We start from the raw sequence: 13862 nt of genomic DNA, 5'->3' as shown, positions 1-13862 counted from the left end.
AAATTATTTCATTGGTTTACTTATCTAATTTATTCATATACTATTCCTATGTTATAATCCTAGCCCAGGTCAATATTAAAAAGTTGTGGGCATAAATGCTTAGGATTCCATTTGCCAGTGACAATTTGTGGCAAAGCAATATAAAGAGCGTCTCCTTCAGAACTATTTCCACTTAACACAAAATCAATATGAACGTAATCACCAGGGGATCCATTACTGAACAAATGGGTTGTTTTTTGATTCCACTGTCCTTTTATAGTATTATCACACCACCACCAATCTGAATTGCCAACTATTTTATGATATACAACAAAGCTCATAAAACAGCCATTTTGAACATGTTGGTTAGGGATATAAAAAACATAAGATCCAAAATCATTGGTCACTTTTTTTATTGTTAATTTCATTATATTGAAATCACCATGAAAATGAATTCTATCCATTTTCATATACTGTAAAAGTTCTCGCACGATTGGAGGACGAGTAATCGGATCAACACCACTTTCCACTTTTGTGAATTCAACGTCAAACTTATCCCAAAAATTTCCACCAGCATTTAACCCCATACCAACTGGCAATTGTCTATCTCCACTGCCAGCAAGATCTATAAAAGAGGCATTTTTATTAACAGCCAATGCAGTTCGCTCGTTAATGTAATTAGTGTACATGTATGTAACTCGAACATCATCACCGGCCATCAGCGTATGAGCTGTAGTACCAATCGGCATTTTAGCGGTTCCCGCTAAACCGATAATAAAGAAAATAATTGAATAAATCAGCAGACCACAAAATAATATAGGAAAGCTAAAATAAATTGTTATTCCTTTAATATCATACGAATAGATTGAATCAGGCAGATATTGATTTAGCAAAAGCGATAACCCATTGATTTTGCCAAGGCCGTCACTTTGAGTCTGGGTAATCTCTTTTTACAGTCTGGCTATACTTTGACCTTGCCAAAACGGGGATGCCCAAAATACGGGCAATGGGACAGTTCCCCAATTTCAAATCAGAAATGCTTGGTGGTAGCAGATTCCTTTTCCACTGCACACTGGTGGGGTGGGTATGTCGACTTTTTTATCACATAATTAACTGTTGCGCCGATAGCTGAAATCAAGCTGGAAACCACAGGCTTTTGCATAATTTACCAGCGTGCTTAAAGTTGGGTTACTTTTTCCTTTTTCCAGTCGGGAAATATTACTTTCTTTAGTTCCCATTCGATCTGCAACTTGCTGTTGAGTTAATTTCGCCTCAGTGCGCATACTCAGCAATGTGTTGATGAATTCGAACTCATCATTCAACTCATCATAAGCCTGTTTCACGTCTGGGTTTTGTAATGCTTTAGTTTTAAGGGCTTGTAGTTGACTCATTTTTTCACCTCTTTCATGCGGCTTTTGGCTAAGTCTAAATCTTTCTTAGGTGTTTTTTGGCTCTTCTTAACAAAAGCATGGAGAATGTAGACATTCGAGCCATCAAGGTAACAGAATAAGCCTCGACCAATTCCTTCCTGAGCTTTTGCTCGTAGCTCAAACAAGCCATTACCCATAGGTTCAGTATGTGGAGATCCAAGATTAGCACCATGCTGTTCCATTAATTCGAGCAGTTTTAACATCCTGGCTTGAATCTTAGGGGGCATATCCAGAATGCTATCCATAACTCCGTGGTAAAAATCAATATTCCAGCTCATATCTGCCTTTTGTATTTTATCATATATGATAGATGTTCAGGGTTCAATATTGACTTATCATTTATGATAAGATTTAACTTATCGTATATGATAGATTGCATTGAGTCAACTGAGTAATGAAACACGTGATATGAAACTTAGGGATCACTAAATCATCTTGTTTATAGACTGTCTTAAATCACTGTGTCGTTTTTGTGTCTCTGCTAACGACATACGAACGATGATCAAAGACATTGAAAGGCGGCGAACGACACAAAACGTGATGTGAGTAAGGGTAAATCTTTATATTTCAATGTGATATTTGAAGATCTACTCTCTTCTAAACCGTAGGTCACAGGTTATAACCCTGTAGGGCGCCGTATTTGTGTCGTTACCTTCAAAAAGTTCATCAATTATACAGGCGTGTTCACTTAAATGATTCGGTGCTAAATGTGCATATCGCCTTACCATTTCTATTGACTCCCACTCTCCCATCTCCTGCAATATTGATAATGGAACATCTGATTGCACCAACCAGCTAGCTCGAGTATGTCTCAGATAGTGAAATCTGAAAAGACAGCCAAAGCGTTTGCGGTCAACAATATTAAATGCATTGGTTATGATGGCAGGGCAACCGGCCACGGATTCCGCCACACCATGAGTAATATCCTGCATGAACAAGGTTACAACACGACCTGGATTGAAATTCAGCTTGCTCATGTAGATAAGAACAGCATCTAGAGAACTTACAATCACGCTCAATATCTGGAGGGGCGCAGGGCAATGCTGCAATGGTATGCGGATCATATGGAGATGCTGGAGTGGGGTGAGAATGTCTTGATAGGGAAATTTGGCAAAAGGGCGTAAAGGCTCGGTTGTTTTTTCCACCATGTTGGCAGTGCCAACAGAGCTGTTTTTCATACAACATACAATTGGGGAGTTGATACTTCTTATAAGTAACCCAATGAAATAATTTGCACTTTTGTTATAATGGCGGACATGCTAATAAACCCACTGACTGCTTCTACTCATGAAATCAAAGATAGTGCTTTCTGAACCTGAACGAATTACGTTGCAACAACTTTCCCTGAATCATCAGCATCGGGACGTCCGTACGCGAGGAACAGGTTTGCTCATGTTGGGCAGAGGATTAAAACCGCGCCAGATCGCCACTGAGAGCATAATCTGTTTTTACTTTACCTTCCGACGTACAGCCCTGAATTGAATCTGATTGAGATCGTCTGGAAGCAAGCCAAATATCATTGGCGACGATTTATGACCTGGACTCAGGAGACGATGGAAGAAGAAATCAATGCATTGTTGGGCGGTTACGGTGAAAAATATGCAATTAATTTTTCTTGATTACTTACAAGAGTTTTTAATTCACAGAAGATTCCAGGCACATCTATGTAGTAAATTTTTTAATAAAAGTTTATTTAATAATATTGAAATCCCAGAAATTTCTTGTTATGAAGATGCATTGATTTTTCCAGATATTTTAATAAAAAGTGAAAATATATTTATAACAAATTCTGTATTTTATAATTATATAAAACGCAGTGATAGTTTATCAAACAAAATCACTCACCAGAAAGCTGATATTATGGCTAATGTAATTCTATATATGAATGATAAATTTGATAATAGATATCATAATCTCATTGCAACTCATGCGATTGAACATCTTTTAAAGAATGAGAAGCTATTATCTAATGAGAAAAAACTAGGTTTGAAAAAGATAATAGAAAAAACCAGTAAAATATCATACTTTTTAGACCCCAAAGTAAGACTGAGTTTTAAAATAAAGTTATTAAAATTATAAAGTTAATTTTTTAACAAATACCCCCCTTAAGAGGGGTATTTTATACACTAAATCTAGTCTCTGATTTATTAAAAACCCACACTTATTGATTTAATAATTTACTTCTAATCATGATTCTGTTTTTATTATTTTATATCAGAAAAAATATCTATTGTAACTTAATTAAATTAGGCCAATCTATACCATCCCATTAACATGATATACGCATTGGTAATATTGATCTCTGAATTACCACCAGTATTTTCCGTTGCACCTGAAACAGAATGAGCATGAGCTCCAATATGTACCGTGTGACTATGATCACCATCAGTACTGGTTTTAAACTTATAATTATCCCTATCAGTATCTCCAGAGCCTATATTATTTTTTGTGTTGTCATAAATTCCATATCGAGCGTTAGAAGATTCCCCCCAGCCACTATCATGGAAATGATTTCCATTAGAATTAGTAGCCTTAGTACTATAGTCAAAACTGCTAGTAGTTGCATTAAATTGGTGGTTATGAGATGGAATTTGTGCTCCTGTGAGTGTTATTGAATCATTTCCACCAATAGAGAGTACATTAGAGCCGTCTGGGTTAGCTAAACGAATTGTTTTATTTTCACCGATATATTTCCACTGCGTCTTAGGAAAAAGAATATTAGGGTTTTTATTCTGAGCAAACCATACAACTATCCCTACAGGATACAGCATATCTGCAAGATCATATGCGTAAGGCGTTACTACATCATCGTAATCTTGTCCTAATATAGGATCATCAATGGAGTAGGATTTAGCTGTCCACTTAATTTCAAAATTATTATGAGAGTCCAAAGCACGAGAGATTTCAGTTTCCCCTTCTTCACGAGAATAATGAATATCAGAAAAGTTACTCGTCACATGGTAAGTTAAACCACCCCGTAAATAACAACCGCTATTCATATAGCATGTTACGATATCACCGGACTTGGCACCTTGATAAAGCGAATATTTCCCATTAATCGGTCTGGCAATACTCATCATGCCATGACGAATAGCTTTGACGGTATTACGATAAGTTTGACGAATACGCTTAATATTTAAATACTGAGCATCTCCTCCCCACGGAACATCCCCGCCTTCAATCTGTAATGACAGTCCAGCAAGATGAGTCACTCCCTGACCAAAGGGTTCTTTTTCTATGTCCTCTGCATACCAACGATGAATAGCTAACCAAGAATTAGCACCATTATTCGACGGGAATCGCCACCACACAGGATAATATCGATCACTACTTAAGCCTGTTAGATCAATGGTGGTATTAAAACGGGGTTCAGCCTGAATTGCCTCAGCTGTAGGTTTATACCCTTCATGATAGACCTGATGCCCTTTAATCCGGAGATTATCAGACTTGAGGCTCATCCATTCCGAGGTTCCTCCCCCAGAAAGGCTATGTTGCCATTTAAAATATTCGTTACCATTATCTGCTGTCTTAAACCACATGTAGGAGTCTGTATCACCATCTCCGGTATTTTTAAAGCCGATAGCAGCCATATCTGTATTTCTACGCCAAGCTATCTCATTATCAGTAGAAATCGAGATGTCCCCGGTAACTTCACCCCCGCTACGGGGCAATGCCTTGTCCGCTTTGGTAACAGTTCCCGCTAAACCGAGGTTTTATAGAACCCCATATGAACACACATTAAGGCTGATAACAGTAAACAAAAGGCAATAACCAGAAGAGCAATAAGCAAAAAAACAACTATCTTATGGTTGAATTAATAACCAATATCTCCATTTATAGAAACATCAGATAAGAAGAGTAAAATACAAACAAAAGTTGGCCGTTTTTAGTGCGTTTTTTTTCACCCTACACCGTATATGAGTGAAAAAATCTCATATGCGTTAAATCCAATAATAGTACATTTTTTAGTCTTGTTATGTGACTACGATAGGACTACAATTCATATCTGTTATGTAAAGAAAGGGGAACTTTAATGGCTAATGAAACTTATGTCAGGGCGAAAATTGACCCTAAAACTAAAGAACTTGCAACCATAGCGCTCCAGTCTATGGGGTTGACAGTAAGCGACGCTATCCGCATGTTGATGGTGCAGGTAGCGGAAAAAAATACACTACCCTTTGAAGTGAAAGGTACAAATTACCGAAATGCTTCCCGCACAAAAGCGGCTATTAAACAGCTTGAAAGCGGTAAGGGTAAAACGTTTGACAGTGTTTCTGCTTTCATGGATGACCTGAACAATGATGAGGAAGATTAGTCGTTCTTCTGAGTTCAAGAAGGACTATAAGCGCGTGAAGAAAGGAAGATATCGCGCAACTATCGATGAAAGTTTAGTTGAAATATTGGATATTTTGGTAAACGATAAACCAATCCCGACAAGATACGTCGATCACCCACTAAAAGGAGATTGGCGGGGTTTCCGGGATTGTCATCTTCACCCAGATTTACTGCTGATTTACAAAAAAGTTGGTAATACCATTTTGGAACTTGCCCGATTAGGCTCTCACAGCGAGCTATTCTGATAACACCTGTATAAACCGTCCACTGGGGCGGATTTTTTTATCTATTGGAATTTCTAAAATCCCAGCCAATTGATTATTAAAAAAATTTCATTACACACTTGTATCATCCCTCACACATCCCCAATCGCATGATTTCCCCTGCTCAATCCGCCAATATATCAGCACACCTTAACAGGAGAACCGCTAATATGGCACAAGACTATCATCACGGCGTCCGTGTACAGGAAATTAATGAAGGTACTCGTACCATTACTACCGTTAGCACCGCTATCGTAGGTATGGTGTGTACTGCCCCTGACGCAGACGAAAAAACATTTCCATTAAATACTCCCGTTCTGCTTACTGACGTTATGAGCGCCAGTGGTAAAGCTGGGAAAAAAGGGACTTTGTCCGCATCACTAAAAGCAATCTCTGCTCAGGCTCAACCTGTCACTGTTGTTGTGCGTGTTGCTGAGGGCGAGTCCGAAGAAGCCACCATTTCTAACCTCATCGGTGGCGTCACTGATGCAGGTAAGAAGACGGGTATGCAAGCTCTGTTGGCGGCGCAAAGCCAGCTTGGCGTTAAGCCTCGCATTCTGGGGGTTCCGGGTCTGGATTCAAAAGCAGTGGCTGTTGAACTGGCAAGCGTTGCCCAGAAGCTGAAAGCAATGGCCTATGTCAGTGCTTATGGCTGCAAAAATATCTCAGAAGTGATCAAGTATCGCGACAACTTTAATCAGCGTGAGTTGATGCTGATTTGGCCTGATTTCTTGAGCTGGGATACGGTGACCAACAGTGAAGCTATCGCTTATGCGACCGCCCGTGCTCTGGGTCTGCGCGCCAGGATTGACCAGGAAACTGGCTGGCATAAAACCCTGTCCAACGTTGGTGTCAACGGTGTGACTGGTCTGTCTGCGGATGTTTTTTGGGATTTGCAAGATACCGCGACTGATGCTGATTTGTTGAACAAAAGTGGCATCACCACGCTGATCCGCAAAAACGGATTCCGCTTCTGGGGTTCCCGCACTTGTGCGGATGATCCACTGTTCCAGTTTGAAAGCTACACCCGTACCGCCCAGGTTCTGGCTGACACCATGGCAGAATCACACATGTGGGCTATCGATAAACCGCTGACGCCATCACTGGTGCGCGACATTATCGAAGGCATCAATGCCAAGTTCCGCGAACTGAAAGCCGGTGGTTACATCATTGACGGCCGTTGCTGGTATGACGACAAGGCGAATGACAAGGATACCTTGAAAGCGGGCAAACTGACCATCGATTACGACTATACACCTGTACCGCCACTGGAAAACATGATGTTACGCCAGCGCATTACAGATAGTTACCTGATGGATTTCGCGAAAAGTATTAATAACTAAGGGGCTAACTGATGGCATTACCTCGCAAACTTAAATACCTAAACTTGTTCAATGATGGCAACAACTATCAGGGGATCGTGGAAGAACTGACGCTTCCTAAGTTAAGCCGCAAACTGGAAGCCTATCGCGGAGCTGGCATGAACGGCAGCGCAATGGTGGATTTGGGTCTGGATGACGGCGCATTGGATGCAGAATTCACTCTGGGTGGCATTGAAGCCCAGCTTTACAAACAGTGGGGCATCGCAAAAGCCGATGGCGTTATGCTGCGCTTTGCAGGCTCTTTTGAGCGTGATGACACAGGTGACGTCGTTGCAGTTGAAGTTGTGATGCGTGGTCGCTTCCAGGAGTTCGATCACGGCACTTATAAACAAGGCGATAACACGCAGACCAAAATCACCGCTAAAAACACTTACTTCAAACTGACGTGGGATGGCGAAGCGCTGATTGAAATTGACACCGTCAACATGGTTGAGAAAGTCGGCGGAGTCGATCGGCTGGCACAGCATCGTCGCGCTATCGGTCTTTTTTAATCGTTCTTTTAGCAATTAGCTTTTTTAAAAAACGTATGGCCTGTCTCTTCGTGTCTGTTGAGACAGGTTATCTCATCGGATAAACAAGGTTGAACCATGACAGAAACACTGAACACTCAAAATGACGATCTGCGTACCATCGAATTGGAAGCACCACTGGCGCGGGGCAACGGCGAAATCACGGAAGTAATGATACGCAAACCGAACAGCGGCGCGTTGCGCGGTGCACGTTTACAGGCTCTGCTGGAAATGGATGTGGATTCTATGCTGCTTGTCCTGCCGCGTGTGACGACCCCTGCATTGACCAAAAATGACCTGATGATGATGTCACCGGGTGATCTGATTAATCTCAGTGTGGAGGTGGTCAATTTTTTGTTGCCGAAATCGGTCAAGTCCGATTCCCAGAACGATTAACCGTTGATGAATTGGTGGCAGATATCGCCACCGTTTTTCACTGGTCACCGGCAGTGACAGATGAAATGTCTCTGTCGGAACTATTGGACTGGCGACATCGGGCCATTTTAAGAAGTGGTGCAGAAAATGAGTAATATACAGTCGCAGCTCGATAAGGTACTGGGTGTCGTTGGAAAGCTGACCAGTTCCTTTAAATCTTTTCAACAGCATCAAAAAAAGCTGGTAGGGTCAGTAGATAAAATTCATAACCAGTTTAAAAAGCTCAATAAGACTGTTGAAGGATTAAAACCCATTGTAGGTTATGCGCAGGAAACTGCGCGTATGCGTGCCGATCTTAAAGCTTATAATCAATCTTTCTCTACGCGGCAAAACGCCTCAAAAGTCATGCAGGTGAGTGCCGCCAATCAATCAACCAATATCATTCAAACTACCCAGGTTATTAAAAAAGAGAATTCATCCAGTAAAAAAAATGAATTTAATTTCGGTGTCACTGGGAATATGACTAACAATTTTTCATTGTTAGATAAGTTGGTCATTAATATTAATCCAAGAATAACGATTTTATTTGGAATTTTAAATAAAATTAATGCCGTTTTAAAATTAACTACGGGTTCAGCCAAAGTAGTATTTCAAATGTTGGTTGGTTATATACAAATTTTTGGCAATCTTGGTATAAAAGTATTTGACTCTTTAAAAGTCAGTTTGAATTTATTTGCTCAATTGGGCATTTTGGCATTTGTTGAATTACGAGCCAGTCTGAATTTCTTTGTGCAACTGGGTGTCAGGGCGTTTGTTGAGTTACGAGCCAGTTTGAACTTTTTTGTGCAACTGGGCGTCAGGGCGTTTGTTGAGTTACGAACCAGCCTGAATTTCTTTGTACAACTGGGTGTCAGGGCGTTTGTTGAGTTACGAGCCAGTTTGAACTTTTTTGTGCAACTGGGCGTCAGGGCGTTTGTTGAATTACGAGCCAGTTTGAACTTTTTTGTGCAACTGGGCGTCAGGGCGTTTGTTGAGTTACGAACCAGCCTGAATTTCTTTGTACAACTGGGCGTCAGGGCGTTTGTTGAATTACGAGCCAGTTTGAACTTTTTTGTGCAACTGGGCGTCAGGGCGTTTGTTGAATTACGAGCCAGCCTGAACTTTTTTGTGCAACTGGGTGTCAGGGCGTTTGTTGAGTTACGAGCCAGTTTGAACTTTTTTGTGCAACTGGGTGTCAGGGCGTTTGTTGAGTTACGAGCCAGTTTGAACTTTTTTGTGCAACTGGGCGTCAGGGCGTTTGTTGAATTACGAGTCAGCCTGAACTTTTTTGTGCAACTGGGCGTCAGGGCGTTTGTTGAGTTACGAACCAGCCTGAATTTCTTTGTACAACTGGGCGTCAGGGCGTTTGTTGAATTACGAGCCAGTTTGAATATTTTTGCCCAGGTTGGAATTCAAATTTTTGTTGATCTAAAAGGTAGCCTGAATCAGTTTGCGGAATTGGGTCGTCAGGCTCTGGAAACCTTAAAGTCCAGTCTGAATACTTTTGCGCAGGTAGGTATTAAGGCATTGGAAACATTGAAATCCAGCCTGAATACATTTGCGGAGCTGGGACGTCAGGCGCTGGAAACCTTAAAATCCAGCTTGAATGCTTTTGTGCAGTTAGGAACTCAGGCTTTAAATAAACTAACATATCCTTTGGATGTGTTTGTCCAATTGGGGCTTAAAGCTTTTGAAGAATTAAAAGCAAGCTTGAATTTCTTTGCTCAATTGGGCACTCAGGCACTGGACAAATTAAAGTCCACCCTAGATGCATTTGTGCAATTGGGTGTTCAGGCGCTGAATAAATTAACCGCGCCTTTGGATGTCTTTGCCCAGTTAGGCACTCAGGCACTGGACAAATTAAAATCCACGCTGGATGCATTTGTCCAGTTGGGGGTTCAGGCGCTGAATAAGTTAACCGCGCCGTTGGATATATTTACTCAGATTGGCACTCAGGCACTGGATAAATTAAAGTCCACACTGGATGCATTTGTTCAGTTGGGGGTTCAGGCGCTGAATAAGTTAACCGCGCCGTTGGATATATTTACTCAGATTGGCTCTCAGGCTCTGGAAGATTTAAGAGCCAATATTAATAAATTTGCGGAAGTCGGTATTCAGGCGCTGGAGAATTTAAACGTTGGTTTGAAGGCATTTGCGCAATTAGGCACTGAGGCTTTGGAAGCACTAAGAGCTGCCATGGATTTTTTTGGTAAAACCGGAAGCAAGGTCTTTGGCTCACTTAATGATGGCGCTGATCTGTTATCTAATAAAGGAGGCAAAGATACTTTTGGCAATCAAAGAAAAGGTTTGGGGTTATTAGGAAATATTGGTCAAAAAGTTTTTGGTGTTCTGGGTAGTGGAATAAATATCCTGGCAAGTGTTGGTGTAAAAGGATTATCTTTTTTAAGTGGTGCTTTCAGCGTATTAGGCAAGGCAATCATGTTTATTGGCCGGGCTATGATGGCAAACCCAATTCTTGCGGTTATTGGTATTATCGCCATGGCGGCTATTTATATTTGGCAGAATTGGGAATCATTGGGGCCAAAATTTACCGCTTTATGGGAAAGCATTAAAAATATCTTCAGCGGTGCTTGGGAAGGAATTAAAAACCTTGTTAATACCGCATGGGAAGGTATTAAAAGTTATTTCATGAATGGTGGATTAATCGGCATTATCTACCAAAACTGGGATGCCATTAAACAAAGTGCCTCGGAAGTTTGGGAGGCGATTAAAGCTAAAATAAGTGAAGTTTGGGAATCAGTTAAACAGAATACTTTGGAAATCTGGGAAAGCGTCAAAAAATCCATTTCAGATAAATGGAATGAAATTGTTGCGGATGTTCAAGCTATTCCAGAAAAATTAAAAGCGGCGGGATCAGAAATGATCGACAGTTTGTTAACCGGTATTCAAGAAAAATGGGAGGCATTGAAAGGTAAGGTTTCCTCTATTACTGACATATTTAAATCATGGTGGTCAGGTGATGATAAAAAGGAAGTTACGGTAAAAACTTCCCAGGAAATCACCCAGAGTGAAACCGCTGAAAAAGCGAAGCAAGTCAGTGGGTTTTATGATGGTGGTGGTGTTATTCCCGCCGGAAAAATAGGCATTGTCGGTGAATATGGCCCTGAACTTGTTAATGGGCGAGCCGATGTCACCAGCCGGAAAAAGACGGCGAAATTTGCTGCCGTGGGGCTTGCTGTTAGCTCAATGTCATTGCCTGTTGCGGCGCAGGATGCACCGTTACACGCACAAAGTTTGCCTGCCCACGCTTATGAGGAAGTTCAGGTGAAACAGGCGCGGAGCCAGCCACAGCAGCAGTCCAGCGCGGCACCGCAATATAACATCTATGTCTATGGATCTCAGGGACAGTCCGCGCAGGATATTGCCCGTATGGTCAGACAGGAACTGGAACAACGGGAACGTGCGCAGCAAGCCCGTATGCGTAGCTCATATTCTGATAGGGAGGAATTCTTCTCATGATGGCAGCACTGGGTTTATTTGTTTTTATGTTGAAAACAACGCCATACCAAAGTTTTCAACATAAACAAAGTTGGCGTCATGCCTTTAATAGCCGTGTGGGAGCACGGCCAGCATGGCAATTTGTGGGTTCAGATAACGATACAATCACGCTTTCGGGTGAGCTTTATCCTGAACTGACGGGGGGATCGCTTTCTCTGACTGCGTTGACGTTGATGGCGGACAGCGGTAAGGCATGGTCTTTGATTGATGGCAGTGGTGCGATTTATGGCATGTTTGTTATCGAAAGCATTGATGAAACAAAAACGGAATTTATGTCTGGTGGGGCAGCGAGAAAAATCAGTTTTACGTTGACCTTACGGCGTGTTGACAACAATCTGTTTGAAATGTTGGGGGATTTGCAGGATCAACTTTCTGATATCAAGAAAGAGTTACCTAATTTGCCGAAGAAAATTGCTGATTTCAACAATGAGGTTGTCGATAACGTCAAGGGAGCATTCTCATGATTGATTCTGGAAAGTGGATACCGAATACAGATTGGGTTCCTCAATTGGATTTGGTCACCGGAAAAACCAGCAAGCCTGCTTTTCTTCTGGAAATCAACAACAAGGATATCAGTGGGAAGATTCAATCACGCCTGATGTCGTTAACGCTGACGGATAATCGTGGCCTGGAATCAGACCAGCTTGATATTGAGTTGGACGATGCAGATGGTATGTTGAAGCTGCCTCGCCGGGGCGATATTCTCACATTGGAACTGGGGTGGCACGGCCACCCTTTAACTCCGAAGGGGCAATTTGTTGTTGATGAAATTGAACATTCTGGGGCACCTGATCGACTGACTATTCGTGCCCGCAGCGCGGATTTTCGTGGTGACCTGAATGTTAAACGTGAATATTCCTATCATAAACACACGTTAGAAAGCATTGTGAGTACGATTGCCACGAGAAACCAACTGAAATTTAAAATCAGTCAGGAATTGAAAGGCATTTCTATGCATATCGATCAGACTAATGAGTCTGACGTGAGCTTTTTGACACGAGTGGCAAAGCAGGAAGGGGCGATTGCCTCAGTCAAAAATGGTGAATTGCTGTTTATTCGCCAAGGGCAGAATAAGGCGGCGAGTGGTCAGGATATTCCACTGGTATTGATTACTCGTCACTCAGGGGACAGTCATCGGTTTTCTCTGTCCGATCGTGAAGCCTATACGGGTGTCGATGTCCAGTGGCTGGATACACGCACAGCCACTAAGCAGACGGCTAAGTTGAGGCGAATAGAATCAAAAGATGGGAAAGCTGAAATTACCATTAAATATGAAAGCAGCGAAAATAAATCCTCTGATAAGAATGCTTCTCAAAAAGACAAAAATTCCACCCTAAAAGGGAGCAGTGCTAATCTTTCCAAGAAAAAAGAACCGCAATCCTTTAAGAAGGAAAAAGATCTCAAACGCAAATCATTTGGTGATGCCAATCTTGCTAAGTCTGGCGGAGTCAGTCTGGCTAAGCCTGACAAGGCTAATTCGGTGAAGAAAAATCCCAAAACGAAAGGTAGAGAAAAACCCGCTTATATTAAAAATGGACGCAAAGGGAAAAACAGAGCTCGGGGAAGTCTCAATATTGAGGGCACCCTATCTCATGAAAAGAGGAGTGAGTCAAAGATTGAACATCATCAAACAACAACGGTAAAGCAAGAATCCTCAAACTATTTGATGGGAACTGAAGAGAATACTCTGACTCTTTCGCGCATTTATTCTAATAAGGAAGAGGCGGAACGTGCCGCTAAAGCCGTATGGGAAAAAATGCAGCGAGGGGCAGCACAGTTTTCTATCACGTTGGCGATGGGACGTGCTGATATTTACCCTGAAACGCCTATCCAATTAGAGGGGTTTAAGCCGGAAATTGATGGGACGCATTGGACGCTGATTAAAGTGACACATGTGCTCAATGACAGTGGTTTTACGACATCATTAGATCTCGAAATAAAAATCGATGAAATTTAAAATGAGTGCTTGATCTCAATATGAGACCTTTGGTATATTGTTCACCAGACGAGATGGCGTTATATCAAAACAAT

Annotated in this window: 15 protein-coding genes and 2 pseudogenes; 12 read left to right on the top strand and 5 right to left on the bottom strand. The window is 41.6% G+C overall.

Features of this window, described 5'->3' with window-relative positions:
* Positions 1–59 precede the first annotated feature (59 nt).
* From PSI15_RS11825 to PSI15_RS11810, 4 genes and pseudogenes are all read right to left on the bottom strand, one after another.
* Positions 60–872, bottom strand: a complete 813-nt coding sequence (locus PSI15_RS11825; RefSeq protein WP_273583706.1) for a hypothetical protein — start codon at positions 870–872, stop codon at positions 60–62.
* Positions 873–1088: 216 nt separating this feature from the next.
* Positions 1089–1370 carry a helix-turn-helix domain-containing protein gene (locus tag PSI15_RS11820; RefSeq protein ID WP_273583705.1) on the bottom strand — a complete coding sequence of 94 codons (282 nt, stop codon included), beginning with the start codon at positions 1368–1370 and terminating at the stop codon, positions 1089–1091.
* Positions 1367–1687, bottom strand: a complete 321-nt coding sequence (locus tag PSI15_RS11815; protein ID WP_273583704.1) for a type II toxin-antitoxin system RelE/ParE family toxin — start codon at positions 1685–1687, stop codon at positions 1367–1369. The genes PSI15_RS11820 and PSI15_RS11815 overlap by 4 nt, the downstream gene beginning before the upstream one ends.
* Positions 1688–1996: 309 nt before the next feature.
* Positions 1997–2239, bottom strand: a pseudogene (locus tag PSI15_RS11810) (tyrosine-type recombinase/integrase); the annotation flags it as partial.
* A gap of 33 nt (positions 2240–2272) precedes the next feature.
* Here PSI15_RS11810 and PSI15_RS11805 point away from each other — a divergent pair.
* The 3 genes and pseudogenes from PSI15_RS11805 to PSI15_RS11795 form a co-directional block, all read left to right on the top strand.
* Positions 2273–2533, top strand: a pseudogene (locus PSI15_RS11805) (tyrosine-type recombinase/integrase); the annotation flags it as partial.
* Between the two features lie 354 nt (positions 2534–2887).
* Entirely contained in the window at positions 2888–3028 is a 141-nt protein-coding gene (locus PSI15_RS11800; protein ID WP_273583703.1) for a hypothetical protein, read from the top strand.
* Entirely contained in the window at positions 3000–3488 is a 489-nt protein-coding gene (locus PSI15_RS11795; RefSeq protein WP_273583709.1) for a hypothetical protein, read from the top strand. The genes PSI15_RS11800 and PSI15_RS11795 overlap by 29 nt, the downstream gene beginning before the upstream one ends.
* Before the next feature lie 167 nt (positions 3489–3655).
* On the opposite strand, the gene PSI15_RS11790 is transcribed toward PSI15_RS11795, so the two are convergent.
* Positions 3656–4999, bottom strand: coding sequence for a phage baseplate protein (locus PSI15_RS11790; protein WP_273583702.1), 1344 nt, complete (start codon positions 4997–4999; stop codon positions 3656–3658).
* Positions 5000–5442: 443 nt separating this feature from the next.
* On the opposite strand from PSI15_RS11790, the gene PSI15_RS11785 reads away from it, so the two are divergent.
* The 9 genes from PSI15_RS11785 (at position 5443) to PSI15_RS18610 (ending at position 13788) form a co-directional block, all read left to right on the top strand.
* Positions 5443–5724 (top strand): type II toxin-antitoxin system RelB/DinJ family antitoxin, encoded by a 282-nt coding sequence (locus PSI15_RS11785; protein WP_273583701.1) that lies wholly within the window; start codon positions 5443–5445, stop codon positions 5722–5724.
* On the top strand, positions 5708–5989 hold the full coding sequence (locus PSI15_RS11780; protein ID WP_443256091.1) for a type II toxin-antitoxin system YafQ family toxin: 282 nt from the start codon (positions 5708–5710) through the stop codon (positions 5987–5989). Before PSI15_RS11785 ends, PSI15_RS11780 begins: the two co-directional genes overlap by 17 nt.
* A gap of 188 nt (positions 5990–6177) precedes the next feature.
* Positions 6178–7350 carry a phage tail sheath protein gene (locus PSI15_RS11775; RefSeq protein ID WP_273583700.1) on the top strand — a complete coding sequence of 391 codons (1173 nt, stop codon included), beginning with the start codon at positions 6178–6180 and terminating at the stop codon, positions 7348–7350.
* 11 nt (positions 7351–7361) lie between these two features.
* Entirely contained in the window at positions 7362–7880 is a 519-nt protein-coding gene (locus tag PSI15_RS11770; RefSeq protein WP_273583699.1) for a phage major tail tube protein, read from the top strand.
* Between the two features lie 96 nt (positions 7881–7976).
* Positions 7977–8294, top strand: a complete 318-nt coding sequence (locus tag PSI15_RS11765) for a phage tail assembly protein (RefSeq protein WP_045971919.1) — start codon at positions 7977–7979, stop codon at positions 8292–8294.
* A gap of 14 nt (positions 8295–8308) precedes the next feature.
* Positions 8309–8428 (top strand): GpE family phage tail protein, encoded by a 120-nt coding sequence (locus PSI15_RS11760; protein ID WP_010845423.1) that lies wholly within the window; start codon positions 8309–8311, stop codon positions 8426–8428.
* A complete protein-coding gene (locus PSI15_RS11755; RefSeq protein ID WP_273583698.1) occupies positions 8421–11792 on the top strand; it encodes a phage tail protein in 3372 nt (1123 codons plus the stop codon). The genes PSI15_RS11760 and PSI15_RS11755 overlap by 8 nt, the downstream gene beginning before the upstream one ends.
* Positions 11789–12295 carry a phage tail protein gene (locus PSI15_RS11750; protein ID WP_273583697.1) on the top strand — a complete coding sequence of 169 codons (507 nt, stop codon included), beginning with the start codon at positions 11789–11791 and terminating at the stop codon, positions 12293–12295. Before PSI15_RS11755 ends, PSI15_RS11750 begins: the two co-directional genes overlap by 4 nt.
* The gene (locus tag PSI15_RS18610; protein ID WP_443256090.1) at positions 12292–13788 is read left to right on the top strand and encodes a phage late control D family protein; all 1497 of its coding nucleotides are present in this window, start codon (positions 12292–12294) and stop codon (positions 13786–13788) included. Before PSI15_RS11750 ends, PSI15_RS18610 begins: the two co-directional genes overlap by 4 nt.
* Positions 13789–13862 lie beyond the last annotated feature (74 nt).

Source organism: Xenorhabdus sp. PR6a (assembly GCF_028599065.1).
Taxonomy (GTDB): domain Bacteria; phylum Pseudomonadota; class Gammaproteobacteria; order Enterobacterales; family Enterobacteriaceae; genus Xenorhabdus; species Xenorhabdus doucetiae.
Note: the sequence above shows the minus strand (reverse complement) of the source record. Positions and strands in the feature narration are given on the sequence as shown.

What these genes read in the sequence shown, in the direction of transcription:
- PSI15_RS11765 (WP_045971919.1), top strand. Translation starts at nt 7,977, where the DNA reads ATGACAGAAACACTGAACACTCAAAATGACGATCTGCGTACCATCGAA.
- PSI15_RS11775 (WP_273583700.1), top strand. Translation starts at nt 6,178, where the DNA reads ATGGCACAAGACTATCATCACGGCGTCCGTGTACAGGAAATTAATGAA.
- PSI15_RS11790 (WP_273583702.1), bottom strand. Translation starts at nt 4,999, where the DNA reads ATGGCTGCTATCGGCTTTAAAAATACCGGAGATGGTGATACAGACTCC.
- PSI15_RS11785 (WP_273583701.1), top strand. Translation starts at nt 5,443, where the DNA reads ATGGCTAATGAAACTTATGTCAGGGCGAAAATTGACCCTAAAACTAAA.
- PSI15_RS11820 (WP_273583705.1), bottom strand. Translation starts at nt 1,370, where the DNA reads ATGAGTCAACTACAAGCCCTTAAAACTAAAGCATTACAAAACCCAGAC.
- PSI15_RS11780 (WP_443256091.1), top strand. Translation starts at nt 5,708, where the DNA reads ATGATGAGGAAGATTAGTCGTTCTTCTGAGTTCAAGAAGGACTATAAG.
- PSI15_RS18610 (WP_443256090.1), top strand. Translation starts at nt 12,292, where the DNA reads ATGATTGATTCTGGAAAGTGGATACCGAATACAGATTGGGTTCCTCAA.
- PSI15_RS11755 (WP_273583698.1), top strand. Translation starts at nt 8,421, where the DNA reads ATGAGTAATATACAGTCGCAGCTCGATAAGGTACTGGGTGTCGTTGGA.
- PSI15_RS11750 (WP_273583697.1), top strand. Translation starts at nt 11,789, where the DNA reads ATGATGGCAGCACTGGGTTTATTTGTTTTTATGTTGAAAACAACGCCA.
- PSI15_RS11770 (WP_273583699.1), top strand. Translation starts at nt 7,362, where the DNA reads ATGGCATTACCTCGCAAACTTAAATACCTAAACTTGTTCAATGATGGC.
- PSI15_RS11815 (WP_273583704.1), bottom strand. Translation starts at nt 1,687, where the DNA reads ATGAGCTGGAATATTGATTTTTACCACGGAGTTATGGATAGCATTCTG.